This window comes from Pseudomonas sp. KH_046_2 (assembly GCF_057838985.1).
Genome location: NZ_CM174480.1, coordinates 4133431 through 4159449, shown reverse-complemented (window position 1 = coordinate 4159449; position 26019 = coordinate 4133431). Strand labels below are relative to the sequence as shown.

Annotated in this window: 22 protein-coding genes; 9 read left to right on the top strand and 13 right to left on the bottom strand. The window is 57.7% G+C overall.

Features of this window, described 5'->3' with window-relative positions; genetic code table 11:
- Positions 1–6 precede the first annotated feature (6 nt).
- Genes AC3IX1_RS18820 through AC3IX1_RS18810 form a run of 3 tightly spaced genes read left to right on the top strand, consistent with a single transcriptional unit; the run spans position 7 to position 3505 of the window.
- The gene (locus tag AC3IX1_RS18820) at positions 7–672 is read left to right on the top strand and encodes a YjbF family lipoprotein (protein WP_489385337.1); all 666 of its coding nucleotides are present in this window, start codon (positions 7–9) and stop codon (positions 670–672) included.
- The gene (locus tag AC3IX1_RS18815) at positions 669–1430 is read left to right on the top strand and encodes a capsule biosynthesis GfcC family protein (protein ID WP_489385336.1); all 762 of its coding nucleotides are present in this window, start codon (positions 669–671) and stop codon (positions 1428–1430) included. The genes AC3IX1_RS18820 and AC3IX1_RS18815 overlap by 4 nt, the downstream gene beginning before the upstream one ends.
- A complete protein-coding gene (locus AC3IX1_RS18810) occupies positions 1427–3505 on the top strand; it encodes a YjbH domain-containing protein (protein WP_489385335.1) in 2079 nt (692 codons plus the stop codon). The genes AC3IX1_RS18815 and AC3IX1_RS18810 overlap by 4 nt, the downstream gene beginning before the upstream one ends.
- A gap of 57 nt (positions 3506–3562) precedes the next feature.
- Here the strand turns inward: AC3IX1_RS18810 and phnX are convergent, their stop codons facing one another.
- Together phnX and AC3IX1_RS18800 are read right to left on the bottom strand one after the other, a co-directional pair.
- Positions 3563–4390 (bottom strand): phosphonoacetaldehyde hydrolase, encoded by an 828-nt coding sequence (gene phnX / locus AC3IX1_RS18805; protein WP_489385334.1) that lies wholly within the window; start codon positions 4388–4390, stop codon positions 3563–3565.
- A gap of 155 nt (positions 4391–4545) precedes the next feature.
- Positions 4546–5655, bottom strand: a complete 1110-nt coding sequence (locus AC3IX1_RS18800) for a 2-aminoethylphosphonate--pyruvate transaminase (RefSeq protein WP_489385333.1) — start codon at positions 5653–5655, stop codon at positions 4546–4548.
- Positions 5656–5764: 109 nt separating this feature from the next.
- On the opposite strand from AC3IX1_RS18800, the gene AC3IX1_RS18795 reads away from it, so the two are divergent.
- The gene (locus tag AC3IX1_RS18795) at positions 5765–6628 is read left to right on the top strand and encodes a LysR substrate-binding domain-containing protein (RefSeq protein ID WP_489385332.1); all 864 of its coding nucleotides are present in this window, start codon (positions 5765–5767) and stop codon (positions 6626–6628) included.
- A 121-nt stretch (positions 6629–6749) separates the two neighbouring features.
- Here AC3IX1_RS18795 and AC3IX1_RS18790 read toward each other — a convergent pair whose 3' ends face one another.
- A complete protein-coding gene (locus tag AC3IX1_RS18790; RefSeq protein WP_489385331.1) occupies positions 6750–7622 on the bottom strand; it encodes a LysR family transcriptional regulator in 873 nt (290 codons plus the stop codon).
- A gap of 268 nt (positions 7623–7890) precedes the next feature.
- On the opposite strand from AC3IX1_RS18790, the gene AC3IX1_RS18785 reads away from it, so the two are divergent.
- Both AC3IX1_RS18785 and AC3IX1_RS18780 read left to right on the top strand, forming a co-directional pair.
- A complete protein-coding gene (locus AC3IX1_RS18785) occupies positions 7891–9216 on the top strand; it encodes an MFS transporter (RefSeq protein WP_489385330.1) in 1326 nt (441 codons plus the stop codon).
- Between the two features lie 70 nt (positions 9217–9286).
- On the top strand, positions 9287–10678 hold the full coding sequence (locus AC3IX1_RS18780; RefSeq protein ID WP_489385329.1) for an FAD-dependent oxidoreductase: 1392 nt from the start codon (positions 9287–9289) through the stop codon (positions 10676–10678).
- 3 nt (positions 10679–10681) lie between these two features.
- Here AC3IX1_RS18780 and AC3IX1_RS18775 read toward each other — a convergent pair whose 3' ends face one another.
- On the bottom strand, positions 10682–12100 hold the full coding sequence (locus AC3IX1_RS18775) for a type VI secretion system Vgr family protein (protein WP_489388761.1): 1419 nt from the start codon (positions 12098–12100) through the stop codon (positions 10682–10684).
- 225 nt (positions 12101–12325) lie between these two features.
- Between AC3IX1_RS18775 and AC3IX1_RS18770 the strand changes: the two genes are divergently transcribed.
- Entirely contained in the window at positions 12326–13030 is a 705-nt protein-coding gene (locus AC3IX1_RS18770) for a YebC/PmpR family DNA-binding transcriptional regulator (RefSeq protein ID WP_008051121.1), read from the top strand.
- 140 nt (positions 13031–13170) lie between these two features.
- On the opposite strand, the gene AC3IX1_RS18765 is transcribed toward AC3IX1_RS18770, so the two are convergent.
- From AC3IX1_RS18765 to AC3IX1_RS18750, 4 genes are all read right to left on the bottom strand, one after another.
- Positions 13171–14490, bottom strand: a complete 1320-nt coding sequence (locus tag AC3IX1_RS18765) for a leucine-rich repeat-containing protein kinase family protein (RefSeq protein ID WP_489385328.1) — start codon at positions 14488–14490, stop codon at positions 13171–13173.
- Between the two features lie 124 nt (positions 14491–14614).
- Positions 14615–15739: a cell division protein ZapE gene (zapE, locus tag AC3IX1_RS18760; RefSeq protein WP_489385327.1), complete on the bottom strand. Its 1125-nt coding sequence runs from the start codon at positions 15737–15739 to the stop codon at positions 14615–14617.
- A gap of 143 nt (positions 15740–15882) precedes the next feature.
- Positions 15883–16635: an anti-sigma factor family protein gene (locus AC3IX1_RS18755; protein WP_489385326.1), complete on the bottom strand. Its 753-nt coding sequence runs from the start codon at positions 16633–16635 to the stop codon at positions 15883–15885.
- Positions 16632–17138 carry a sigma-70 family RNA polymerase sigma factor gene (locus AC3IX1_RS18750; protein WP_489385325.1) on the bottom strand — a complete coding sequence of 169 codons (507 nt, stop codon included), beginning with the start codon at positions 17136–17138 and terminating at the stop codon, positions 16632–16634. The genes AC3IX1_RS18755 and AC3IX1_RS18750 overlap by 4 nt, the downstream gene beginning before the upstream one ends.
- 163 nt (positions 17139–17301) lie before the next feature.
- On the opposite strand from AC3IX1_RS18750, the gene AC3IX1_RS18745 reads away from it, so the two are divergent.
- On the top strand, positions 17302–18387 hold the full coding sequence (locus tag AC3IX1_RS18745; RefSeq protein WP_489385324.1) for a catalase family peroxidase: 1086 nt from the start codon (positions 17302–17304) through the stop codon (positions 18385–18387).
- Positions 18384–18929, top strand: a complete 546-nt coding sequence (locus tag AC3IX1_RS18740) for a cytochrome b (RefSeq protein WP_489385323.1) — start codon at positions 18384–18386, stop codon at positions 18927–18929. The genes AC3IX1_RS18745 and AC3IX1_RS18740 overlap by 4 nt, the downstream gene beginning before the upstream one ends.
- Positions 18930–18991: 62 nt before the next feature.
- On the opposite strand, the gene AC3IX1_RS18735 is transcribed toward AC3IX1_RS18740, so the two are convergent.
- From AC3IX1_RS18735 to AC3IX1_RS18715, 5 genes are all read right to left on the bottom strand, one after another.
- Complete coding sequence (locus tag AC3IX1_RS18735; RefSeq protein ID WP_489385322.1) at positions 18992–20143, bottom strand: M14 family metallopeptidase; 1152 nt, start codon at positions 20141–20143, stop codon at positions 18992–18994.
- A gap of 486 nt (positions 20144–20629) precedes the next feature.
- Entirely contained in the window at positions 20630–20971 is a 342-nt protein-coding gene (locus AC3IX1_RS18730; RefSeq protein ID WP_489385321.1) for a DUF6124 family protein, read from the bottom strand.
- Between the two features lie 323 nt (positions 20972–21294).
- Positions 21295–23259: a TniQ family protein gene (locus tag AC3IX1_RS18725; protein ID WP_489385320.1), complete on the bottom strand. Its 1965-nt coding sequence runs from the start codon at positions 23257–23259 to the stop codon at positions 21295–21297.
- A complete protein-coding gene (locus tag AC3IX1_RS18720; RefSeq protein WP_489385319.1) occupies positions 23253–24182 on the bottom strand; it encodes a TniB family NTP-binding protein in 930 nt (309 codons plus the stop codon). Before AC3IX1_RS18720 ends, AC3IX1_RS18725 begins: the two co-directional genes overlap by 7 nt.
- Entirely contained in the window at positions 24175–25959 is a 1785-nt protein-coding gene (locus AC3IX1_RS18715) for a hypothetical protein (protein WP_489385318.1), read from the bottom strand. The genes AC3IX1_RS18720 and AC3IX1_RS18715 overlap by 8 nt, the downstream gene beginning before the upstream one ends.
- Positions 25960–26019 lie beyond the last annotated feature (60 nt).

The following is a 26019-nucleotide window of genomic DNA, read 5'->3' as shown; positions in this document are numbered from 1 at the left end:
CCGATCGTGAGAACGTTGAATGTTGGCGTCTGCTTGATAGCGGCCTTGATGTTGTGTGGTTGTAACCCACTGATGGTCGCTTCGATGACCAACCTCAAATCAGCGGTGTCGGGGCCGGATGAGCTGGAAGTGACGGCGGCCCAGGTGGCGGATGTGCGCTATCCCCAGCTCAAGCTGACCACGCCGTCCGGTTCCGGCGTGCTGGCGCTGGTGCGTGAGCGCGACGACCTGCAGTTCTGGGTTGCATCCGGCAAACAGGTTCTGCTCATGCGCGATGGCCTGGCGGTGCGCAGCATCGGCCTGGGCCTGGGCGGCGATCTGGACGGGACGCGTCTGGCTGACGCCGCACCCTTCAAGCAAGGCCTTCATCAAGTGCCGGATGGCTACACCAGCCAGCGCTGGATCGATCTCTATCAAGGCCAGGAAGTCGGGGTGACCTTGAACAGTCGCTTCTCCCGTAAATCCATGGAAACCCTGGAAATCCTCAACAAGGAATACGCCGTGCTACGTGTCGACGAGCAGATTGACGCGCCGGCCATCGGCTTGCGTGCGACCAATCGTTACTGGGTCGATCCCGTTGACGGTTTCATTGTGCAGAGTGAGCAGCAACTGACCTCGCAGCTGCGGGTCAAGATCGTGCAACTGACCCCTGACCGCAGGCATGCCCGGTGAAGCGGGTCAGGGCTCTATCGGCGTGCCTGCTGTTGATCACCGGCGCCTGCCATGCAGCGGTCACCGTCACCGGTGACGTTGCCAGCCCGGGGGCGGTCGACCTGCCAGCGGGCGGGCGATTGCTGGACGTGATCAGCGTGGCACAGCCCAATGCCGAGAGTTACTGGTTGGCGGGCGTATTGCTGCGTCAGTCCCTGGTCGAGGAACAAACCCGGCTCAAGGCCGGCGTGCTGTTTGATCTGGACGTGTTGCAGCGCTTGGCCTTGCTCTTCGACAGGCCGAGCCGGGCAGCACTGGCGGTGCGACTGGCCGAGCAAGTCAGGGGCATGCCGGTCACCGGGCGCCAGGTGGCTGTTCTGGACCCGGTCGCCGTGGAAGTCGGGTTTGCCCGCAACATTCGCCTGGACGATGGCGACCGTCTCATCTACCCGTTGCGGGTCGACGAAGTCGAGGTGCTCGGCGCTGTCGCCGAGCCGTGTCGGTTGCCCTATCAACCGCTGCAAGAGGCCCGCGATTACCTGCAGGGCTGTACGCCGCTGGTCGATGCTGACGCCGATTATCTGTGGTTGATCCAGCCCAATGGCGTCTCTCGGCGCGTCGGTATTGCGCACTGGAATCGTGAGAGCGGGCAGATACCTGCCGCCGGCAGCAAGATTCTGGTCCCGGTCAAAAACGATGACCTTGTTCCGCCTGTTCCTGAACTGAATCAGCAGTTGGCCGAATTTATTGCCACGCAGCTGGCTGAGGTGGTTCGTTGAATTTACGTTTTGCAGCCGTATTGTTATTGCCGTGTGGTCTGGCTCATGCAGAACCACGCATTACCCAGAATGATTTCGGTGGCGCGGGCTTGTTGCAAACGCCGACGGCGCGGATGGCGCCGGCCGGTGAGCTGAGCCTGAATGCCAACCGCACCGAGCCCTACAGTCGCTATAGCGTTTCACTTCAGCCACTCGAGTGGCTGGAAGGCTCGTTTCGCTACACCGCGATCACCAACCGCCCTTACGGCCCCGAGTCGTTGAGCGGCAACCAGAGCTATAAGGACAAGGCGGTCGACCTCAAGGCCCGCCTGTGGGAAGAGACCCATTGGGCGCCCGAGGTGGCCTTGGGCTTCCGGGACATCGGTGGTACAGGCCTGTTCTCCAGTGAATTCGTGGTGGCCAACAAGCGCTACGACAATTTTGATTTCAGCGCCGGCATTGCCTGGGGTTACCTGGGCAACCGCGGCGACTTCGAAAACCCGCTGGGCTACATCAGTGATCGCTTCAAGACCCGGCCCGACAGCGAGGGCACCGGTGATGTCAACGCCGGGGCCTACTTTCGCGGCAGCCCTTCCTTTTTCGGCGGCGTGAGCTACCAGACACCCTGGGATCGGCTCAGTCTTAAACTCGAATACGAAGGCAACGATTACAAGCACGAGCCGAAGGACAATCAGATCAAGCAGGATTCGCCGATCAACCTCGGCGCAGTGTTCAAGCTGACTGACTCGATCGACGTCAGCGCGGCGTGGGAACGCGGCAACACGGCGATGTTCGGTGTCACCTTTCACACCAACTTCGTCAGCCGCAAGGCGCCAGCGAAGACGTTCGACCCGCCGGCTGAACCCTTGCCAGCGAAAGCACCGAGCACAGAAATGGACCAGGTCAACTGGGCCGATGTGTCCCGGCGCCTGCAGCAAAATGCCGGGTACAAGGTCGAACGGATCAGCCAGCGCGATTCCGAGTTGATCGTGTATGGCGAGCAGCAGCGTTACTTCCATTCGGCCAAGGCCGTAGGCCGCGCGAGCCGGATCCTGGACAATAGCGTCAACGACGATATCGACTGGTTCACCGTGGTGAACAAGCGCTACGACCTGCCGCTTGAAGAAACCAGCGTGCCTCGGCAAACCTTCCGCGAAGTGATCAACAACGAAGAGCCGCTGCAAACGCTGCACCGCACCACCGAGATCAACCCGGCGATGCCGCACAACGAGAAAACCCTCTACACCGAAGCGATGCAGCCATTCGCTTATGGCGTCGGATTGGGCTTCAAGCAGAACGTGGGCGGCCCCGATGGCTTGCTCTATCAGTTCAGCGCCGACGCGGACGCCGAGTACCGCTTCAACCGCAACACCTGGTGGAGTGGCTTGCTCAGTGCCAACCTGATCAACAACTTCGACAAGTTCACCTATGACGCACCCAGCGGCTTGCCGCGCGTGCGCACGGACTTGCGCCAGTACATGACCACGTCCGATGTCACCATGCCGTTGTTCCAGTTCAGCCATGCCGAGCAGTTGGACAAGGACCTGTACGGCATGGTGTACGGTGGCTATCTGGAGTCGATGTTTGCCGGCGTCGGGGGCGAGGTGCTGTTCCGTCCGACCGGCGAGCGCTGGTCGGTGGGCGCGGACCTGAACTACGTCCGCCAGCGTGAGTTCGACCAGGGGTTTGGTTTGCGTGATTACTCGGTATTGACCGGCCACATCACCGGCTACACCGACTTGCCCTACGATACGCTGGCAGCCGTCAGCGTCGGGCGTTACCTGGCAGGTGACTGGGGTGGCACGCTGGATATCTCGCGGGAGTTTTCCAACGGCGTGCGGTTTGGTGCGTGGGCAACGATCACCACCGCAACCGGCCCTCAATACGGCGAAGGTAGTTTCGACAAAGGCATCTACCTGTCCATTCCGTTCGACGAACTGATGAGCATGTCGACCATGCGCCGCGCCAACCTCGTCTGGTCGCCTCTGACCCGGGACGGCGGTGCACGGCTCAATCGCAGCTACCAGTTACATTCGATGACCGACAGCCGCGACGACGACATGTTCTATCGCAACTTCGAGAAGATCACTGAGTAACCTCAGCACAAAGGCCCTTGTGGGAGCAGGCTCCCACAAGGGCAATGCGGGGATTTATCAGCTGGACTGTGGCATTTCGCCATTAGCCAGGCGCTTGTTGATGTCGGCGATCACTTGCGGCAGATCGGTGATGGTGTCGATCATGTAGTGCGGGCGCGAGCCTTCGAACATCCCGTGGATGCGCTTGCGCTCGCTGTCCAGTTTGTCGCTGCCCAGGGCGCGATAACCTTCGTAGTCCAGGCCCAGGGCGTTGCCCGAGCAGATCAGCGCCACGGTCCACATACCGGCGCGGCGACCCTCGAGAATGCCCGGCACCGTGTCATCGATCTTCACGCACGCGGCGACATCGTCGATGCCCAGGGCGATGACGTTGGCCAGTGCCTGGGCGGGCCATGGGCGACCATTCGGGACTTCGTCGGTGGCAACCACGTGATCGGCCACGTAGCCGTTGGTGGCGGCCAGTTCGACCACTTTGTCCATGACCTGTTTCGGGTAACCGGAGCAGGAGCCGATCTTGATCCCTTGCTGGCGCAGGTTGGCGATGGTCTCCAGCGCCCCCGGGATCAGTGCCGAGTGTTCGGCGATTTTTTCGATCTGCAGCGGCATGAAGCGTTGGTAAATCGCGGTGACGTCATCGTCGGTCGGCGTGCGGCCGAACACTTTACGATAACGCTCGGCAACTTGCGGCTGATCGCACAGGGTGCGGATGTGGTCCCACTTGCCCATGCCCATCGGGCCACGGGCCTCTTCGATGGACACCTGGACGTCGAACTCGGCGAAGGCCTCGACGAAAATCTGCGTCGGGGCGAAGGAGCCGAAGTCGACCACGGTGCCGGCCCAGTCGAGGATGGCGGCTTGCAGATTGGTTGGGTTGGAGTAGTTCATGGTGATCTGGGTCCTGTAATAAATGGCTATCTAGGAAAACGGTTCTTTGTAGGAGCGAGCCTGCTCGCGATTGCGGGCTGTCATTCAACATCGGTGTCGACTGGTCTGACCTCATCGCGAGCAGGCTCGCTCCTACAGGGGGAATGCGGTGTGGCTTAGATTTCGAGCACTTCCATCTCGCGCAACACTTCAGCAATCGCCGCCACGGCTTCGCGCATTTCGGCTGGCTGGACATGGCCGATGCAGCCGACGCGGAAGGTTTCGACCTGGGTCAGTTTGCCGGGGTAGAGGATGTAGCCCTTGGCCTTGACCCGCTCGTAGAACTCCTTGAATGCGTAGCGCGGATCTTTCGGGGCGTGGAAGGTGGCGATGATCGGCGCCTGGATAGCCGCTGGCAGGAAGCTGCGCAGGCCCAGTTTGCCCATCTCTTCCATCAAGGCCTGGCAGTTGGCGGCGTAGCGTTCGTGCCGCGCCGGCAAGCCGCCTTCTTCGTTGTATTGCAGCAGGGCTTCGTGCAGCGCCGCGACCACATGGGTCGGCGGGGTGAAGCGCCATTGGCCGGTCTTGGCCATGTAGGTGTGCTGGTCGTATAGGTCCATCGCCAGTGAGTGCGAGTTGCCAGCGGCAGCGGCCAGGGATTCTTTGCGAGCGAAGACAAAGCCCATGCCCGGCACGCCTTCAAGGCATTTGCCGGACGCGGCGATCAGTGCATCGAAGGGCACCTGTTGCGCGTCCACCGGCAGGGCGCCGAACGAGCTCATGGCGTCGATGATCAGACGTTTGCCGTGTTGTGCAATGACGTCAGCGATTTCCGGCAATGGATTGAGGATACCTGTGCTGGTTTCGCAGTGGATCAGGGCGACGTGGGTGATGCCGGGGTCGGCGCGCAACAGGCGGTCAACGTCGGCGGCGGTGGTCGGCTCGTCTTCTGCGGTTTCGAAAGTGCTGAAGGAGCGGCCCAGCACTTCGCAGATTTTCGCCAGGCGTTTGCCGTAGGCGCCGTTGATCAGTACCAGAACCTTGCCATTGCGAGGCACCAGCGTGCCGATCGCAGCCTCGACAGCGAAGGTGCCACTGCCTTGCAGGGGTACACAGTGGTGAGTGGCGGCACCGTTGATGATCGCCAGCAGTTGCTCGCAGAGGCTGGCGGTCAGTTGATTGAAGCGGTCATCCCATGAGCCCCAGTCGATCATCATCGCCCGACGGGTGCGGGCCGACGTGGTCAATGGGCCGGGGGTGAGCAGGATGGGTTCGGCAGTACTCATTCTCGTGTCCTCGCAATCGATGGGATGAAGCTACGGGGCTTAAATTGCAATTTGCCGTGTCATCAATCAAATTGTTTGTTGTTATCCCAGTCATCAGTGAGGGTTATTCATGAATCTGTTCCAGCTCCGAGCCTTCGATGCCGTGGCCCGGGAAGGCAGCTTTACCCGGGCGGCGACCCGGCTGTTCATCAGCCAGCCGGCGGTCACCGGGCACATCAAGGCCCTGGAGGAGCACTACCAGATCACGCTGCTGCGCCGCACCGCCCGACGCGTGGAACTGACGGAGGAGGGCACCAAACTGGCGGCCATCACCCGGGCGATGTTCGGCCTGGCCGAAGAGGCGCAGGTGATGCTCGAAGCTAACCGGCAATTGCTCACCGGGCGTCTGGAGGTGGCGGCGGACGGTCCGCACATGGTCATGCCGATGCTCGCCAGCCTGCGGGCGCGCTATCCGGGGATCACCGTGAACCTGCGCCTGGGCAACGCACAGGAAACCCTGGCGGCGTTGTTGTCCGAACATGCCGACGTGGCGGTGCTGACCGAGGTCGAGCCGCGCAAGGGCTTGCATCTGCAGGCGCTGAACGAATCACGGATTTGCGCGCTGGTGCCCGACGGTCACCCTTGGGCGCAGAAGACCAAAGGCGTGCAACTCAAGGAGCTGGATCAGGTGATCATGGTGCTGCGCGAACCGAGTTCGATTACCCGGCGCACCTTCGACGAGGCTTGCGCCCTGGCCAAGGTCAATCCGCGGGTGTTGCTGGAACTGGACAGCCGTGAAGCGGTGACCGAGGCGGTGGCCGCCGAACTGGGGGTGGGAGTGGTGTCGTCGGTGGAGGTCAGTCATGACCCACGGGTAGCGGCGGTACCGATCATTGGCGAGGGGTTGGTGAACCGGCACATGATCGGGTGCATGGAGCGGCGCAGGGATTTGCGGTTGATACAGGCGTTTTTCGAGTTGGCGCCAGGCAGGTAGACCGAGTCGCCTGCCATCGCGGGCAAGCCACGCTCCCACAGGTATCGGGTCGTACACAAAATCAGCGAACGAGCATAAATCCCTGTGGGAGCGAGCCTGCTCGCGATGGGGCCGGACCTGCCTACACCAGACTCTCGCGCACCATCTCCAGAAAAGTCGCCACCACCCGCCGCGAACTCTGCTCGCGCAAGCACACCAGTGTCTCGGTCAGCCGTCGTTTGCAATCGATAATCGGCAGTGCACACACCCGGGAATCCGCACCAAACTCGGCAGCCGACACCACGCCCACTCCAATCCCGACCACCACCGCCTCCCTCGCGGCTTCGCGACCTTCAACCTGAATTGCCGGACGAATGCGAAAACCCGCACCGGCCATTTCCTCCTCCAGCGTCTGCCTTGTCACCGAACCGATCTCCCGCAACACCAGTGGCGTATCGTCGAGGTCGGCGAGGGTGATCGATTCGCGGTCGGCCCACGGATGATTGTGCGACACGAACGCCACCATCGGATCGTTGCGCAAGGGCAGGGAAATCAGGCGTTCATCGCTGACGTCACGGCCCAGCAACGCCAGGTCGGCCTGATAGTTGAACAGTCGAAACAGCGATTCATCGGTGTTGCCGGTTTCGATCTTCACGCTGATCCCGGGGTAACGCTCGCAGAATCGGGCAATCTGCGGCAGCACATGCACCGGCGCATCCACCGCCAGAATCAGGCTGCCGGTCTGCAAGGCCTGGGAATCCTGCAACAGTTCCTGGGCCTCGGCTTCGATGACAAACAGTTTCTGCGTCACGCCGAGCAGGCGCTCGCCCAGGTCAGTCAGGCGCACGGAACGCTTGTTGCGGTGAAACAGCAGAACCGCGTAGCGCTCTTCGAGTTTACGCACTTGGTCGGAAATCGCCGGTTGCGTCAGAAAAAGCCGCTCGGCGGCCTTGGTAAAGCTTCCATGCACCGCCACGGCATGAAAGGCTTTGAGTTGGGCGTGGGAAACCGACATGGGAATCTCCAGTAACAAGCTGTGCTTATTTTGGAAATACGATAAATCGATTTCACTTATTAATCAGTAATTGTTTTTATTCACTTCAGCCCCGGTGACTGGTCAGTCGAACAGCAGCGGGTGCCATGAGCCTGTGCGTGCAGCCGCAGGACTCATCTGACCGGTATCCGCCATAGGGACAGGGCGATATCGCAGTGCTCAACAATAAAAATACAGGCGTTTTCTTCCAATTCTGCCGGCACACTCACACCCTGAGGTCAGAACCACAATGAACAAGCACATCGGCACCATCAAGCGTTGGCGCGTGCAGATCTTCGCGATCACCTGGCTCGCCTACGCCGCGTTCTACTTCACCCGCAAAGCCTTCTCGGTCGCCAAGCTCGGTATCGGCGAAGACCCGACCTTCATGCTCGACAAAATGGCCATGGCCAACCTCGACGCCATCTACCTGACAGCCTACGCCGTCGGCCAATTCACCTGGGGCATCCTGGCCGACCGTTTTGGTCCTCGGGTCGTAGTGCTCGGCGGATTGCTGATTTCCGCCGCCGCGGCGCTGGTGATGGGCAACTTTGCAACGTTGCCGATTTTCGCTACCTGCATGCTGATACAAGGCCTGGCGCAGTCCACCGGTTGGTCGGGGCTGTGCAAGAACCTCGGCAGCTTCTTTCCCTCGGAGCAACGCGGGCGGGTATTGGGCTTGTGGAGTTCCTGCTACGCCTTTGGCGGTCTGGTGGCCTCGCCGTTTGCAGGTTGGTGGGCGTACACGCTCATCGGCAGCTGGCATGCGGCGTTCATTTCCAGTGCGGCGGTGGTTGGGCTGGTCGCCGTGCTGTTTTTTATTTTTCAACGCAACAAACCCGAAGACGTCGGCTTGCCAGCGGTGGAACCGGAACCTGAGCTGACCGCCGAACAGGCTGACGCGCAAAGCAAAATCAGCATGTGGGAGCCGTTGAAGGAAATCCTGCGCAACCGCACGGTGCTGGTGCTGGGGTTGGCGTACTTCATGCTCAAGCCGGCGCGCTACGCGATTCTGCTGTGGGGGCCGGTGATCGTCTTCGAACAGATGCCTTCGGTGGGCAAGGTCGGCGCGGCGATCATTCCGACGGCCTTTGAACTGGCCGGGTTGCTCGGGCCGATCCTGATTGGCCTGGCCTCCGACAAACTGTTCGGCGCCCGCCGCATGCCGGCCTGCGTGATCAGTCTGTTGGCGCTGACGGTGTCCCTGGCGTTTTTCATGGGCGCCCTGCATACCGGCAGCGTGCTGCTGGTGGTGGCACTGCTGTTCGTCATGGGCCTGACCCTCTACGGGCCGGACTCGATGATCAGCGGCGCGGCCGCCATCGACTTCGGCACCACCAAGGCCGGCGCCACGGCAGCCGGTTTCGTCAACGGCTGCGGCTCGGTCGGGGCGATTCTTGGCGGACTGCTGCCGGGCTACTTCGACACCGTTACCGTGTTCATCGTCTTCGCCGGCTGCGCCATGTTCTCGGCGCTGGTGTTGATCCCGCACTGGAACAGCCGCCCCGGTGGCCTGGGCACTCACTTCGCCTACGTGCCCAATAAAGCGATGACCATCAAACCCCTGCGTACTTGAATCCTGTCCCTCGTCGCCTGCTGCACCTGCGGCAGGCCGGCGTGTGGGCAACTGACCGGAGATTGACCCCATGAGACCCTTTTGGCTGGACCAGGCCTTGAAGGCTGATGCATCCGAAACCTGTCCGCCACTGGAAGGCGACACCCGCGCCGACGTCTGCATCGTCGGCGGTGGCTACACCGGGTTGTGGACCGCGATCATGCTCAAGGAGCAGAACCCCGAGCTGGACGTATTGCTGATCGAAGCGGACATCTGCGGTGCCGGGGCCAGTGGACGCAATGGCGGTTGTGCGTTGTCGTGGTCGGCCAAGTACTTCACCCTCGAGCGTTTGTTCGGCGTCGAAGAAGCCGTTCGACTGGTCAAGGAGTCCGAACACAGCATCCATGCCATTGGTGCCTTCTGCGAACAGTATGGGGTGGATGCCGATTACCGCCTCGATGGCACCCTCTACACCGCGACCAATCGCGCTCAGGTTGGCTCGACTGACGCTGTGATCGCGGCGCTGGAGCGCAACGGCATCAACTCGTTCACCCAGCGGCCAGTGGCCGATGTGCAGCGTATGGCCGGCTCTGGCAAGCACCTGGAGGGCTGGTTTTCCCCGGCCGCAGCCAGTGTGCAACCGGGCAAGCTGGTGCGTGGCTTGCGCCGGGTTGCCCTGCAACTGGGGGTGAAAATTCATGAGAACACCGCGATGACCGGGCTGGAAGAGGGCAGGCAGGCGGGCATTCAAACCCCCAAGGGCAGCATTCGCGCCGACCGCGTGGTGCTGGCGATGAACGCCTGGATGGCCCGGGCGTTCCCGCAGTTCGAACGCAGCGTAGCGATCGTTTCCAGCGACATGCTGATCACCGAGCCTCGGCCGGATTTGCTCGATGAAATCGGCCTGACCAGCGGCGTCACGGTGCTCGATTCGCGGATTTTCGTGCACTACTACCACAACACTCCGGACGGCCGGATCATGCTTGGCAAGGGCGGCAATACCTTCGCTTACGGCGGACGCATGCTGCCAGTGTTCGATCAACCTTCGCCTTACGCCGGTTTGCTGCAGAACAGCCTGGCGGATTTCTTCCCGGCGTTTGCCGACGTCAAGGTCGAGGCGACCTGGAACGGTCCATCGGATCGATCGGTGACCGGGCTGCCGTTCTTCGGGCAGATGAGCGCCAGTGGCAACGTGTTCTACGGTTTTGGCTATTCCGGCAGCGGCGTCGGGCCCTGCCATATGGGCGGGCAGATTCTGTCGTCGATGGTCCAGGGCCTGGACAACCCCTGGACCCGTTCGCCGCTGGTCAATGGCCCCCTGGGTTTTTTCCCGCCGGAGCCGATTCGCTACATCGGCTCGCTGATGGTGCGCAACGCCATCCGCCGCAAAGAGCGCGCGGAGGATCACGGGCATCGACCACGGTATCTGGACGTACGCCTGGCGAAGTTCGCCGCTGCCGCCGGCAAGGCTGACAAGGGCTGAGCGTCAGGGCGCAAGTTCCGAGCGGGTGAGCAGCCAGTCGAACAGCAGGCGAGTATCGCCCCGGGGCTCACGTGGGCAAGGGCGGTGAGGTTTCGGCCGAGGGCCCAAGGCCGTACAAAGCACCGGGCGATCCGGGTCACTGTCGAGGAAAATCACCAGTACCTCGCTGCCAGCCGCGGGTAGGCGGGCCGGATCGATCCAATCCTCGGCACTGGGCAGCGCCAGCGGTAGCCACAGGCCGTCGGACGCCTCTGCGGCTGATGGTGTGGCGGGCCAGAGGTTCACCTGAACCCGGCCATCTTCGTCCACTGTCGCCGGTTGTCCGATCGGGCCGCACACCTGGCCGGGTTGATAGCCGGGGATGCTCGGCCTGGGTTGTTTGAGGGCTGGCCTGAACACCGTCGACCAGGGGATGGCGCTGAATTGATTGCGGTAACCCGGGGCCATGTCGGGTGTTTCGTCGAACAGAATGGATGACTGACACCCCTGATGGCGGATTTCGGTGACCAGCCATTGATCATTGAAATTCGCCAGCGGGTGCTCGGCCACCTGCAGGATCCGGCCACTGCGTAATGCCCCCTGGTTACTTTGACCGTGGATCTGCAGGTGTCGGCAGCGCAGACGCTCCAGTTGGCGACGGCTGAGCTGGTCGCGATGTTGTTCGCCAGCGGGACAGTGCCTCTGCGTGGTGAACGAGTGATTGGCTGCGCCTTCGCTGATGTCCGCTGCACCCGGATTCCTGGTGCCAGGGCGCACAGGGGAGAGCGGAGCATCATGGCGCTGGAACAGTTCGCTGATCACCGGTTCCTGGTGTTCGTCGAGGGCGTTCTTGCTCATCGACATGAGCAGTGGTTCCTGGGGAAAACTCAGGCTGTCATCGGCGAGCACCAGCACATGGCTGTCGCGTTGATGCTCGAAGTGATAGTGGATGCCTTCTTCCTCGCACAGCCGTTGCAGCAACGCCAGGTCGGTTTCTTCGTACTGAATGCAAAAAGGGCGCAGGGGATAGTGCCCGGTTGTCAGTTCAAAACGATAGCTGTCGGCGGGCAACCCATGCTCCTCCAGCAACCGGCGCAGGATCATGGGCACGCTGGCACGCTGGAAAACACGTCGGCATCGTTGCTGTTCCAGCGCCTGGATACGGGGTACCAGCGCCAGTTTGTAAGCGACCCGGTGTCCGTTTCGATGTTCACAGCCGGCGCTGTGCAGTACGCCATGAATGCCTTGGTCATGGCCAAATTCGAGCCGCGCCGGTTGGTGCAGCAATCGCTCAAGGTTCAGGGCCGGTGCCAGCCCGATAACCTCGATGTCGAATCGATAAGGCTGGTTGAGTGCTTCATGACCACTGAACCGGACCACCTGGAAGCTCAGGTCGTCGTCGAGAAGCGTCAGGGTGGTGGGACTTTCCTTGTCGTTGTGCATCGAACGCGCTACCGCCGTGGAGTCGGATGCAAAGCGTACGAAACCCCGGCGCATTGCGGGCACGGTAAAGCGACATTTCCGAATCGCCCTACAACCGCTGGTGAAGATGTCGATGCAAGTCGGGAATTTTTGGTCGATTGCCAACTTCAGGCCGTATAAACTTGCGCAAAGCGTCGGCCAATAGATGTCTCGGCGCCACAGATGCCACAGATAAGAGAGTGAGAAATGGGCGCACAGTGGAAGGTTAAACATAAAGAAGCGGCAGCCAATGCCAAGGGCAAGATCTTCGGCAAACTGGTGAAGGAAATCACCATTGCTGCGCGCAACGGCGCTGATATTGCTACCAACGCGCACTTGCGCCTGGTGGTTGAGCAGGCCAAGAAAGCTTCGATGCCCAAGGAAACACTGGATCGCGCCATCAAGAAGGGCGCGGGCCTGCTGGGCGAAACCGTGCAATACCATCGCGTGACCTATGAAGGTTTCGCCCCGCATCAGGTACCGTTGATCGTTGAGTGCGTGACCGACAACATCAACCGCACCGTCGCCGAGATCCGCGTAGCGTTCCGCAAGGGCCAGCTGGGGGCTTCCGGTTCCGTGGCCTGGGACTTCAACCATGTCGGCATGATCGAAGCGTCGCCGGACACCCCGGACGCCGATCCGGAAATGGCCGCCATCGAAGCCGGTGCACAGGATTTCGAGCCGGGTGAAGAGGGTGCAACCCTGTTCCTGACCGAGCCGACCGACCTCGACGCGGTACAGAAAGCCCTGCCGGAACAAGGCTTCACCGTGCTGTCGGCCAAACTGGGCTACCAGCCGAAAAACCCGGTCAGCGGCCTGAGCGATGAGCAGATGGCTGAAGTCGAAGCGTTCCTCGAAGGCCTCGACAACCATGACGACGTGCAGGACATGTTTGTCGGGTTGGCGGGTTGATCGAACTGGCCTAGGTCTGACTTGTGGCGAGGGGGCTTGCCCCCGTTGGACGGCGAAGCCGTCCCAAAAGCGACGGCTGCTGCGCAATCGAACGGGGCGGTTCGGCGTTCCGACAAGCCCCTCGCCACATTGTTTTGTATTTACAATTTGAACTCAGCCAATTCCTGAACAACTTCACCAAACCCCGGCCGTGCCAGCACCTGCGGCTGACAGCAACGCCGCTCCAGATCCTCCAGCACCCCCCGCTGTTCAGTGCTCAACCCCGAGTCAACCCGCTCCAGCAGTTCGCCCAGCAACACCCCGAACGCCCGCACCTCGATCCGCTGCAAGGCACGGCTTTCAAGACTGTCGGAAATCTCGTGGAACGACGCCGCGCCAAAATCCCCCAGCAAGCAATCACCCTGCTCATTCCACAGAATATTGTGCCCGTAGAGGTCGCCATGGGTGATGCCATGGCCGTGCAGGTGTTCGGCCACCGAGGCAATGCCCGAGGCAATGCGTAGCGCTACCGCTGCACTGAAACGCAACCCATCGGCATAAATGTCGCGGCTGCACGACGCCAGGCTTGGCAAGTTGGCGAGGTTGCGAAAACTCGGCGGGATCAGCTGCATGACCAGCCCGGCGGTTTGCTGCGGGTGATCGACAATCCGCCCTTCGACGCGAATCAGGTTCGGGTGCAACCCGGCGGTGATGCAGGCGTTCATTTCGTGCAGCGGCGAGCCATCGCTGGTCATTTCGCCCTTGTAGAGCTTCACCGCAACTGGCGTGGCCGGTTGCTCAGCCGGTTGCCAGACAGCCTGATGAATCACCCCGGACGCTCCTTCGCCGAGTTTTGTCTCCAGGTGCAATGCCGACCAGTCAATGCGCGGTGTGGCGTCGAGGGCGGCGGCATCGGCTTCGGTTTCCAGCGGGTTACCGGCATAGGCCAGCCAGGTCAGGCTCGGCAGCGTCAGTAGCCATTGGGGCAAGTCGGTGAACTGGTTGGCGGCGATGCGGATCAGCTCCAGCCGATGACAATCGCGCATCGACTCCGGCAACGTCTGAAGGCGGTTACCGGCAAGCATGAGCTTTTGCAGGTATGGCCGCTCTCCCAACTCGCTCGGCAGCGTCTCGATGCAGTTGTCGGTCAGGATCAGCCAGCGCAGCAGCGGTGGGAGTGCCGCTGCGGGCACGTGGGCGATGCGGTTGGCCTTGAAGCCGATCATCGTCAGTGCGGCGCATTGGCCCAGGCAGGCCGGCAATTCGGTGAAGCGGTTATCGGAACAAAACAGCACGCGCAAACGGCTCAGGCGATGCAAGTCCTTGGGCAGGTCGCTCAAGGCATTGCCGCTGAGATTGAGCACTTCCAGCGAGTCCGCCAGATCGAAAATTTCCCGAGGGAATTCGGTGAGGCCTTCGACCAGATCCAGCCGCGTGATGCCCGACAACTCGCCGTTACGTAATTGAGCAAGGGTATGCATGAACAGATTCGCCAATAACCAAGGGGGGGCGCGGGGCCCTGGAAATGGGCGACATGATACCGGGAAAGATGTGGAAGCGAGCCTGCTCGCGAAGGGGCCCTTCGATACAGCAAAAGGATATCGATCAGACCGGTTCGCTGACTTCGACCAGTTGCGCCAATCGACTGCGGGTACGCGCCAGATCAATGGCATCGCCACCCAGGCTTTCGCGCAATGAGTGCTGCCCGAGCAACGTCAGGTGTTTGTCCTGGTCGTACAGCACGTCGATGAGATTGATAAAGCGCTGCTGGGCGGCAATCGTGCAATCGCCCAGCAGTGGCAGTTCATCGATGATCCAGCGGTCGAACTGGCGGCACAGCTCCAGATAATCCATCACCGCCGTGGGCTGATCGCACAACTCGGTGAAGGTAAAACCGATGCCGCGCCCTTCGCACAAATGCGCTCGCAAATGCCGGGTGCCCACCGGCAACGAAACAGACGTGGCATTGCGCTTGGGCAGGTTCAGTGATTGTCGTTGCGCCATACTCGCCGGCCAGACGTAGTGACCTTGAGTGAACAACTGATGCGCATGGGTTCGGGCCTGGCTGCGATAGTCGTGGGGCCCGCCGACTTCCATCACCTGCATGCGCGCATTGATCAGGTCGATTACCGGTTTGAAGCGTGCGTGGTACAGCGGATTGGGCAGCAGGCCTTCAGGCGGGTAATTGGATGTGACCAGCAACAGGATGCCGCGCTGGAACAGTGCCTTGAACAGCCGGGTGATGAGCATCGCATCGCCGATGTCATGCACATGGAACTCGTCGAAACACAGCACCCGGCAATCGCTGAGCAGTTCATCGAGGGTGACCGCCAGGGCGTCGGCCTGTTCGCGGTGCTTGAACATGCCCAGGTGCAGTTGGGCGAAAAACTGATGGAAGTGCAGACGTTGTTTTCCCGCGAGAGGAATAGCCTGGAAAAAACCGTCGAGCAGCCAGCTTTTACCGCGCCCCACGGCACCATGCAGGTAAAGGCCGGGAAGGGGTTTGGCCACAGTGCCCATCAGCATGCAGGCATGCCGGGCCATGCAGTCGATCACTCGCTGTTGGCTGTGACTGAGGGTGTAACCCTGGGCATGGGCCTGATGGCGAAAGTAGTCGTGGATGACTTGGCCTGCCGCGGCGCTGCCGGCAGCCGGTACCTTGCCGAGCAGGCGACGCAACGTTTGCCAGCGCGATTTGATTGGCGAACGGTTGGGCGGTCGAACAGCCACTGGGATATCACCTCTGGTGTGCGGGCAGGCTCTTTGTGTTGCGGCGCCATAGTGTAACCAGAGCCGGGAATTTGCTTCCAGCGGTGTCGGCATATCCGGGCCACCGTCACGGGGTTCTAAAGGAACACCGCAGACCCTGTGGATCAGAACTGAGTGGTCTGTTTGAGCATCCGCGCCGCCGGCGTATCCGCCGGGCTGACCATCGCATAGTTGTAGCCACTTCCCGACCAGTACTCGGCCTGCAACTCGCCATCACTGCGACTGCCCCTGGGTAGCAGGAAGTTTCTCGGTCCAGGCGGGCGCACGTAGAAACTGATTTTCTGCCCGTACTGATCCTCGTAGACCACCATCGCTGCCGGGCCTTGCTCGGTACTCAGCAAACGCCCGCTGGCCGGCCTGAACCCGGCACCCGAGAGGTCGGGCAGGCGATTGGCCCGAGTGAAGTAGCGGTCGAGCCAACCCTGCATGTCACCGTCGTCACCGACTTTGTAATCCGCCGGCAGGAGGCCTTGCTGGGCAATCAGGCGATACGCCTGCAAGGCATCGGTCATCGGAAGCTGGGGGCTCGCGAGTGTCATCTCCCGCGCTTGCCAACCGCTGAAACCGCCGACGCTGACGGCGATGAGCAACACCGCGGCACTGGCCAGGTGTCGACGGGATTGGCGTTTGAGGCGTTGGCGTATCACCGCCGGATCCAGGTCCGGGTTCGAGGGTTGTTGCAAGGCACCACTCAGGGCTGCGCGCAGTGTCTGGGCATCCTGCTGCCAGGCGCGCACTTGCGCGGCCACCTGCGGGTCAGTGGCCAGAAAAGTCTCCACCTGGCGTCGGTCGGCGTCGCTCAGTTGGTGGTCGACGTAGGCGTGCAGGTCTCGCTCGCTGGGGGGCATGCTGATCATTTGAGTCTCCGCAGGGAAGGGCGATTGATTTCGCCCTCGCTGAGTTGGCGCAGGGCCTGGCGAGCCCGGGACAGGCGGGACATCACGGTGCCGGTGGGAACGTCGAGAATCTCGGCGACCTCTTTGTAGCTCAAGCCTTCCACCGACACCCAGAGCAGCAGCGCGCGCTGTTCGGTGGGCAGTCGGTCGAAGGCGTTGAGGGTCGATTGTGCAATCACGGTGCGCTCCACCGAGGGCTGGGCATCGTCACGCCCGGTGAAGAATTCGAGCATGCGCGCATAGCGCCGGGAGCGGCGGTGCGCATCGAGAAACTGTCGATAGAGAATCGAGAACAGCCAGGCGCGCAAGTCGCCCTCGGCGCGTTTGCCTACCCAACTCGAGAGTGCCCGCTCCAGGCTCGCCTGCACCAGGTCGTCAGCGCTGCTGGTGTTGCGCGTCAACGACATGGCAAATCGCCGCATTCCGGGAATGATTTCTCTGAGTTGTTCGTCGATATCGTTCATGAAGTTCTGGCTAGTCACTACGCTGGACTGTGGACCAGGAAGACGCCCGGCATTCGAGGTTATTCCACGTCAGAAAAAATAAAAACCGCGCGTGGGAATAAACCTGCGTGAGGTTCGTCTGCTTGATTCTTCTCACTTGTGGCCGATGGCCCTGGAGTCATTCATGGTAGATCGATCATCACCGCCAACCCGGCCACCCTTGAGTGCGGCGAGCCTGACGTTGCGTCTGGCTGGCATTGCCGTGGTCGTTGCCGCCGTGGCGGGGGCGTTTGCCTACGTCAACGGCACCTTTGACCCACAGCGTCTGACCCCGAAGAAGCTGATTAACGTGCTGGAAACCAACAACGGCGTGCATCCGGGTTTCCGTCGCAACCATTCCAAAGGCGTGTGCGTGATCGGGCATTTCGAGAGCAGCTTTGATGCGCGCAGTTATTCCACCGCCCAGGTGTTCAACGAAGCGCGGACGCCGGTGGTCGGGCGTTTCGCCTTGCCGGCCGGTAACCCCTATGCGCCGGACAGTGCCGTGCCGATCCGCAGCATGGCCTTGCGCTTCACCCAGGCCAACGGCCAGCAGTGGCGCACGGGGATGAACAGTATGCCGGTGTTCCCGGTGGGCACGCCCGAGGCGTTCTATCAATTGCAGCAGGCGCAGTCGCCGGACCCAGCTACCGGCAAGCCGAACTCGACCGCGGTTCCGGCGTTTTTCGGTGCGCATCCGGAAGCCGCACCCTTCCTGGCCTGGATCAAGACCGCCAAGCCGTCTGCCAGTTACGTCACCGAGACCTATAACAGCGTCAACGCGTTCTATCTGGTGAGCGCCACCGGACAACGCCAGGCCGTGCGCTGGAGCATGGTGCCGGTGGCTCAAGATGCGCCGGGGGCTGCGGCGCCGGAGGGGGCCGACTTTCTGGAGAAAGACCTGATTCAGCGTATAGCCGCAGGGCCGTTGCGTTGGCAGTTGAACATCATCCTGGCCAATCCTGGCGATCCAGTGAGCGACGCCAGCAAAGCCTGGCCCGAAGGGCGCAAAGTGTTGAACGCGGGCACCCTGGTGCTGGAAAAAACCCAACCGCAACTCAATGGCGAATGCCGTGACATCAACTACGACCCGCTGGTTTTACCCGCCGGTATCGAAGGGTCCGACGACCCGTTGCTCGCCGCTCGCTCAGCCGGTTACGCCAATTCCTACCTGCGTCGCACCAGCGAAGTCAGCCAGTTGCCCGCCGCCAAACAGGAGGCCCAGCAATGAGCACTCAACCCAACCACTTCGCTCCACTGGCGCGCCTGCTGCACTGGCTGATGGCGCTGATGATCATCGCCATGCTGTTTATCGGTGCCGGTATGGTCGCCTCGGTCTCCGAGCGGCATGAATGGCTGATTCATCTGCACAAGCCCTTGGGCGTCGCGATTTTGCTGCTGGTGATCGTGCGGTTGGTGGTGCGTTTCTCCACCACGCAACCTCCGCTGCCGTTGGATCTGCCAGGTTGGCAAGCGCTGGCGGCCAAGGCCTCGCATGTGTTGCTGTACGCCTTGATGCTGGTCTTGCCGCTACTGGGCTGGGCGATGATTTCGGCGTCGGGTGAGCCGGTGATGCTCAGCAGTTCGTTGCAGTTGCCATCGATCGTGCCGGCGAACGCCCAGCTGTTTGCGTTTTTGCGCAAGGCCCATGGGTATCTGGCGTATCTGCTGTTCCTGACGGTGTTGCTGCATTTGGCGGCCGCGTTGTTTCACGGCTGGGTGCGACGGGATGATGTGCTGGACAGCATGCTGCGGGGCAAGGATCGCGGCTAGTTGCAATGGAGAAAAAGATCGCAGCCTGCGGCAGGCGGCGATCTTTTGATCTTGACGGGCAATCAACGCAAGGTGTCGACCATGTCCGCAATGGTGGTGAGTACATCCTTGCCCAGCTGCTTCGAGCGCTTGCCCGACCAGCCCGTCAACGGGTTCGGATGATCATCGTGATCCTTGAAGGGCATTTCCAGGGTCAACGACAGGCAGTCGTACTTCTGGCCCACGCTGTTGCAGGCCAGCGTCATGTTGGCCTGGCCTGGTTCGTCGCGGGTGTAGCCGTACTTGGTCTGGAAGTCTTTGGTGGTGTGCTTCAGGTGGCTGCGGAAGTGTTCTTCGAGCTTTTCGATCCGTGGCGTGTAGCCTGGATTACCTTCGCAACCGGCGGTGAACACGTGAGGAATTTCCTCATCACCGTGAGCGTCGAGGAACAGGTCGACGCCGTACTTTTCCATCTGCTGCTGTACGAACAGGACTTCCGGGCTGTTTTCCTGGCTGGCGTTCTGCCAGGCGCGGTTCAGGTCCTGGCCCATGGCGTTGGTGCGCAGGTGACCGTGGAAGGCGCCGTCCGGGTTCATGTTCGGCACCAGGTACAGGTCGGCGCCGGCCAGCAGTTTGTTCAGCACCGGGTCGTCGTGTCTTTCCAGGCGCTCGATCACGCCTTCCATGAACCACTCGGCCATGTGCTCGCCCGGATGCTGCTGGGCGATGATCCACACTTTGCGCTGGCCTTCGGCACCGGTGCCTTTGCGCAATAACTGGATGTCGCGGCCTTCGACACTCTTGCCGGTGGCCAGCAACTCGGTACCGGCCTTGGTCAGCGCCTGCTCGATCAGCCAGTCGTGGCGACCACGGCTGTAGGGTTCGAAGTAGGCGAACCAGGCGTGGGTCTGCTCGGCTTCGAGGCTGAAGCGCAGGCAATCACCCTCGAAAATGGTGGGCACGCGGAACCAGTTGACGTGATCGTAGGACGCCACTGCCTGATAGCCGGTCCAGGCCTTGTTATAGGAAGATTGGCTGGCATTGTTCAGGCGAAACCAGTGCTCCTGGCCGACATGCAGGCCGCTGGCCTTGAAGTGGAACCATTGGAAATGGTTGCTTTTGCTATCGGGGCGGATCGCCAGCAGGGGCTTGAGCGGGTCGCTGAGGTCGATCACCTGGATGTTGCCGCTGTCGAAATCGGCACTGATGTCGAAAGAAGTTTTAGCCACGGCCATAATCGGGTCCTGAATATGATTTTTATGGTGGCTACTTTACACGCAAGAGTGGGGTGAAACCGAGGGGAATTGCGGGGGTGCGAGGGTGGGGGCGTCCTCCTTGACGCCGCCGCAGCTTAGAGACTGTGCGACTGATTCTCAAGTGCTATCTTTCGTTGGTTTGAACCAATGATGCCGGGCTTCTCTTGCCAACTGGTATTCTTTTGATATCATCCGCGCCATCGAGTTTGCGGCACTTAAAGACTTCATTAGCCTGAAGCCAAAGCCAGAAAAAACTGGCAAAAAAAGACCCGGCAAAAAGCCGGGTCAAAAACCGTGATTAGCCTGATGAGGAGATAGTCCAGGAGACCGACCTAAGGTCACCTGGTCCATCGACTGATCTCGCGATCAGTTGATGCAATAATAATCATTCTCGTTTGCAGGTCAAGCATTTTTGCCTGCGCGACAGGAAAATTCTTTCCAGTCCTCTCGATTTTCCTTCTCGCCTCAACCGTTTTCATACTGCTCCAGCGATCGATCGACCATCGCCTTGGCCATGTCGATCATGTGTACCGTCGAAAACGCCAGGTCGCGGCTTGCGCCTTGCAGGTGACTGGCTGACTCATACGCGGTGGCGGCAGCGCAGCGCAACAGGTCCAGGGCATGGACCAGCGCCTCTTCGCCGCTGATATTGCGGTTCACATCAAAAAAGCGCGGCTCGGCCACTTCCTCCGAAACAGCTGGTTTCAAGTAATAGTCCAGAGCGCGTTGTGCCGCCGCAGAGTCCAGGGGCGAGGTGAAGGTGTTGTCGATTTGCAGGTCCGCGCGGTCATTGGTGGGTTGGTTCATGGTGATGGCAAGCTCCGTGTTAGATTCAGATCCGTGAATCGATCCTAACGACGAGTTTCATTTAATTGTGAACTGGACCAACGCTCTAGAGCAGCTGCTTCATTAGTGGTGTCATTAGTTTGAATTTCAGTATCAGCAAATTGTGAATTTTCTGACGTTTTTTCATTTTAAAGCGAATTTTTATATTCTCTGAGTTGGGGTTGAGTCGGATAAGTTATGCGGTGTGCTTATAAGGTGGGCGTATGATTATGAGGGGTACATACGCCTCGTCCCATCATCAGAGTGCGGGAAAGTATTGGCCAGGTAGATGCAAATAAGGGAAGTTATAAAAGTATATTTCGAGCGTCGCGGAGGCCGTACTTGCAGGCTAGGATGTCCGAGGTGTAATAAAGCAGAATACAACTTGAGTGGGCATGGTTCGTACACCGAAGTTTCCGGATTAATCCAGCTTTCACCGTTCTAGTTATTTGGGTTTCGGAGAAGTTTCCAAGGGAGCCAGCATTTCGTTTGTTAACATATTTTTGTGCCTTGATGCGTATTTTTTTTAATGTGGTCTTATCATAAAGCGTCTCTTGAAGGATATTGTCAAGGCATGCTGGAATTTTTCTGAAGAATCGGACGTTGAATTCTCTAGTTGTAATGTGTAACTGTCGAGTTATTTCAGGTACGGTGTAATGGCTGTCACGCCATTTTTTAAATTCTTTCAATAATTCGGTTGGTTGGTCGTCGTCAGGGAGACGCTGTATGTGACCTATATTTTTTACAAAATGCTGTGGGTTTTTTATCATGCAGGATGCTGTAGAAATTTTCACCTTTAGTTGTTTTGCAATGCTCTGTGCCCTTAATCTAATGGTTTTTTTTGTTTTTTGGCGGGTAATTGAGTTGGTTAGAATAATTATCTGGTTTTTGATCTCGGGTGTTAATAGTTTTCTTGGGTAAATATTGGTTTTGTTACGTGTGAAAGCACTAATGTAGATGGATTGGATGTTAAGGCTTTTTATTATTTTTTTCATTGTAAATTGCCTGGCTACAAGAGATAGCTCTATAGCCAGTGCCGCGCTGCTTATGTAAATTGAGTTGAAGGTTTTGGTTTGTTTTTTTGATATGAGTGTGACCCTTTTGTTCAGTTTTTTTGTTTGCCCGAGCAGTCCGATTTTTATTAGGGCTTTCAGCGGGTTATTGGGGATGTGTAGTATATTTACTACGTCGCTCAAATGATGAAATCTGGTCCTATAGCTATTTTTATTCTTGGCTTTTATTTTTATTTTCTCAAGTTGGCCATCCACGAAATCACACATGCTTGGGGATGAGTAGTAGTTTAAAACTCCGGAATGGGTTTTTTTTAATTTTCCACCAGTAACGGCTTCAGATAAGGCTGTGTCTGACATTGAAAGATTTTTGTGAAAGAAAGAGGAGGTGAGACCAAGTTGCCTGCAGCAATAATCAGTCGTACATAGCCTCTTTTCCCATCGAAATTGTGAGTATAACTCGCTGGCAGTTGCCTGTATCCATTCGTTTTCGGATGTAAGCCAAGGGTAAAATATCGCTATCGGATGCAGTTGTTTATAGGTTTCGAGGTCGCCAGTTAAAATATGGTTTAAAGTTTCCTCATTTTTAAAGCCGATTTGCAATGCTGGGGCCATAAAGTCAGAGTTGCGCATGGTGTCAAGATTGCGGGGCTTTAAGCATTTTAATGCTGCAATCGTTCTGTTGAATGTCTCTTGATCCTGCGTGCGGAATAATTGAAGCAATTGGATTGCTGAACTGTTATCACCTAAGGTGACGGGCGATTTTCGAAAATCGTGGCCACATCGGCACAAGCTATCAATTGAGTTTCGCCATTTGTAGGGGCGTTGACACGCCGTGCAATTCCTTAAGTATTCTGCAGCATGGTAGGGACAATACTTAAAATCAGCGATATCTTGGATATAGCGTGTGTAACCCTCTTCAAGGCACATTGAGCAAAACACTTGTGGTCGCCTTAACATCATCCAGGGCACACGCATTCCCTGGACAATGACGTCATCTGATCTGCCTAATGGCTTTTGGGATTGAAAGTAAAAACATTCTTTCAACTCTTCTTGAAGGTTGGGCGCTGCCTTGCAAAACGTCGCACACATCATGCCGTCATTTAGGATCCATTCCCCCATAGTGCGTTCTGTAATTTGGAGGTCTGCGCTCATGTTGATAATTGAGGAGTATCCATTATGCAAGGCGGTTCTCATTAGTACGCTGCTTGGGCTTTCCTCAAAAAACGGATTGGCCACAAAGCATAAAGGCCTCAGCATGGCGGCTTACTCATCAAGTTGTGAATGGCATGTGAGTCCAGGGTGAACGGATTGATTTGCGTGGGAAAACAACAAGGGATGTCTAACTCATCAAAGGCGTCGACACAGTCTTCTCGTGTTAGGGTATTTTCTGTGTTGTTCAGTGATCGTTGAAAAATCTCGAACAGTAAAATGCAAAGGGCATCTAAATTGCCGCCACTGATGACATAGAATGTTCTGAGAGCCTGTTCTCCCATGATAAAAGAATCTGTGCGGAGTGTGCCAATTTTTACCATTTCACCGATTAAAGTAGTGAAAAGTGCCTTGAATTCAGAGTTGTACCCAAGGTTTTTCAGGAGAACTCGGTACGGGTAGCGTCTTGCCAGTTGTGGGTGCTTATCTATGATTTCCTCACAGCTTGGCGTGCCGGCCAAGATGATTGGGATAAGCGTGCTGTTCATGAGATTTTTTACCCAGTTACACAATTTCTCGCGGGATTTGTCTGCTCCTTTTTCAAGAAGGTGATGAAACTCATCAAAGATTATGACCTCAACTTGGCAAGTTTTGAGCCTGGCGATTATGCGAGATTCAAGTATTTGGTCTCGGGTGTTCTTTTCGATGCCTCCAAGTTGGTCTAGAATTTTAATTGATAATCTGTTAATCGTACAGTCGGCGGGGATAGGGCAAAGAAGTACAGGAACCTTTTGAAATTCGCCATGTGTTTCAAGGGTGTCGATGGGTTGCCCTATTATATTCAATAAGTGTTCGCATATTGTGGATTTTCCTGTGCCAGAATCGCCCAATAGCAATGCACTGCTGGGCTCTCCACGAACCGTTGATGTGTGTACGCTGTGTAATATCTTTTTTATCGCCTTCTCATACGAGGGGAATAAGACCACAGTCTTAGCGAAGGCGGTAAGTTTTTCGTCGATAGTGTCACTCATGTTGGTTGTCCTTGTTTATGAGTTTCACTACTGGATAGGCTATAGACGGTGGAAGATCTTCCAATGGAGTAGTTGCCCATTCAGATTTTTCTGCTGACGGGGAGGCTAGTGATGCCGAATTGTTGTGAGTATTTTTTAAACGTTTATTTTGTAGTGCTTTTTTTTCTGATTTTTTGTTAGTTTTGCTTTTTGTGTATCCAGAACGATTTTTTTGTTGTTCATAGATTTCCTGGATTTCTGTGTGGATATCTAAAAGGGCTTGCCGCGCGTGAGCCTCAGAATAGCATTGGCGTTTTTTTTTCAGTTCGGCTTGTACCAACTCGTGTTCAAATAGCGTCAAATGATTTTGATAGTTTGGATCGGTAGCAAAAGCTTCAACTTGTTCGGTGGGGCGATCTGGGTGGGCAACCCAGACTTTTGACAAATCACTGCTGTCATAGTGGACCAACGCTTTTTGATTGGGTTTTAAGCGGTGAGCGATTTCCGATAGGGATGGCCCTGTCCAGCTTAAACCGAGAAGGCGCACCACGCCATTCCGGACTCTGCGAAAGGTCAAGCTTCTGCATAGTTCGTCCATATCGTTTTTAGAATACCGTTCTGGCGGTAACTGGTGTTCCATTGCAGCTTCCCATGCCATGCGCGGAGATTGATCGAGTCCGGCATGTGGTAGTTCGTGATAGACATCTTTAATCCATCGTGCGAACTTCTCATTCAATTGCTCAATAGTTAGGCAGGCATTTTTTTTTGAGTTGTAATCGCCCCGTTCTTGTGGATTTGAGTAAGTCGTACCTGGAATCATATGGATCAACCCAGTGTTCAGGGTCCCAAAGAAACGCTCGATCTGGGCTTTTACATCTGGGCAACCAGGTGGGCCGTAGGTCAGTTCAAAGCCAACTATGGTGGCCAAATTTTGGATAGCTGGATTAGCGGTTTCTACCCCATTGTCTAATCCTACTTCCTCCGAACGCCCACCCGGCTGATTGTTTTCGGAAACCTCAAGGGACATACGAAAGGCACGGAGGGCTTTCTCCGCACAGGGTGGGGTAAATGACAACTCCCAGCCGATAATGCAGCGGGTCATTATTTCGGTTAACAAAAACAACCAAGGTCTCCCCAGGTTATTACCCTCATCGTCGATCAGTTCCAGATTAACCAAGTGTGAGTCGCCTTGAACCTGCGCCAAAAGGGTGAGCGAAGGTGCATGTTTTAATCCAAACTTATGAGCGTTGTCCGCAAATTTTTTGCCGTGATGTTTAAGGTCCAGCAAGTATCGGTTGATTTTATTGATGGCTCGATGTACTGAGCTTTTGGAGGGGGAATTTAGAAGTGGGGCGTTAGTCAGCATGCGAGCGCTGTTTTCATGTTCGATGTGCGTTTTTATAAATCCATGCAGTATTTTTACACTGGGATGAGGCCGCTTTAAGTAAAAAGTGTGGATGTGCTCTCTAATGATGGCGTGGACTTCGTCTCCAAGTTGTTTACCCCGTGGGCGATGGCTCGGTTTTTTTAGCAATGCGAGGGGGTTGTAGTTTGCTTTTTTGTAGAGCCGGAACTTATTATATAGTGAGGTGTAGCACGGTGGGCTTGAATCGCCAAGATTGGCAGCTAATGACTTTAATTCCGCAATGGTAGCTGCGCGCGGTAATGAGCCATGAAATTTTTTACCAAGGCTCCGTAAATAGTACATGTCTCTCTGTAATGACTTGGATTGCTCAGTGTCTAAGTTTGTCAGGATGGAAGCAAGTGATTTGTCAATGGGGGCCTGTTGATGAAGCATCACCTCTCCGCTGAGTTGTAACACGCGGAATGTGTCGTGTGGGATATACACAAACCGTTT

Excerpts from the sequence above, each read along its gene's own strand:
- phnX (WP_489385334.1), bottom strand. The coding sequence starts at position 4,390 with ATGAACTACTCCAACCCAACCAATCTGCAAGCCGCCATCCTCGACTGG.
- AC3IX1_RS18800 (WP_489385333.1), bottom strand. The coding sequence starts at position 5,655 with ATGAGTACTGCCGAACCCATCCTGCTCACCCCCGGCCCATTGACCACG.
- AC3IX1_RS18795 (WP_489385332.1), top strand. The coding sequence starts at position 5,765 with ATGAATCTGTTCCAGCTCCGAGCCTTCGATGCCGTGGCCCGGGAAGGC.
- AC3IX1_RS18790 (WP_489385331.1), bottom strand. The coding sequence starts at position 7,622 with ATGTCGGTTTCCCACGCCCAACTCAAAGCCTTTCATGCCGTGGCGGTG.
- AC3IX1_RS18785 (WP_489385330.1), top strand. The coding sequence starts at position 7,891 with ATGAACAAGCACATCGGCACCATCAAGCGTTGGCGCGTGCAGATCTTC.
- AC3IX1_RS18780 (WP_489385329.1), top strand. The coding sequence starts at position 9,287 with ATGAGACCCTTTTGGCTGGACCAGGCCTTGAAGGCTGATGCATCCGAA.
- AC3IX1_RS18775 (WP_489388761.1), bottom strand. The coding sequence starts at position 12,100 with ATGCACAACGACAAGGAAAGTCCCACCACCCTGACGCTTCTCGACGAC.
- AC3IX1_RS18770 (WP_008051121.1), top strand. The coding sequence starts at position 12,326 with ATGGGCGCACAGTGGAAGGTTAAACATAAAGAAGCGGCAGCCAATGCC.
- AC3IX1_RS18765 (WP_489385328.1), bottom strand. The coding sequence starts at position 14,490 with ATGCATACCCTTGCTCAATTACGTAACGGCGAGTTGTCGGGCATCACG.
- AC3IX1_RS18755 (WP_489385326.1), bottom strand. The coding sequence starts at position 16,635 with ATGATCAGCATGCCCCCCAGCGAGCGAGACCTGCACGCCTACGTCGAC.
- AC3IX1_RS18750 (WP_489385325.1), bottom strand. The coding sequence starts at position 17,138 with ATGAACGATATCGACGAACAACTCAGAGAAATCATTCCCGGAATGCGG.
- AC3IX1_RS18745 (WP_489385324.1), top strand. The coding sequence starts at position 17,302 with ATGGTAGATCGATCATCACCGCCAACCCGGCCACCCTTGAGTGCGGCG.
- AC3IX1_RS18740 (WP_489385323.1), top strand. The coding sequence starts at position 18,384 with ATGAGCACTCAACCCAACCACTTCGCTCCACTGGCGCGCCTGCTGCAC.
- AC3IX1_RS18735 (WP_489385322.1), bottom strand. The coding sequence starts at position 20,143 with ATGGCCGTGGCTAAAACTTCTTTCGACATCAGTGCCGATTTCGACAGC.
- AC3IX1_RS18730 (WP_489385321.1), bottom strand. The coding sequence starts at position 20,971 with ATGAACCAACCCACCAATGACCGCGCGGACCTGCAAATCGACAACACC.
- AC3IX1_RS18725 (WP_489385320.1), bottom strand. The coding sequence starts at position 23,259 with ATGCTGAGGCCTTTATGCTTTGTGGCCAATCCGTTTTTTGAGGAAAGC.
- AC3IX1_RS18720 (WP_489385319.1), bottom strand. The coding sequence starts at position 24,182 with ATGAGTGACACTATCGACGAAAAACTTACCGCCTTCGCTAAGACTGTG.
- AC3IX1_RS18715 (WP_489385318.1), bottom strand. The coding sequence starts at position 25,959 with ATGCTTCATCAACAGGCCCCCATTGACAAATCACTTGCTTCCATCCTG.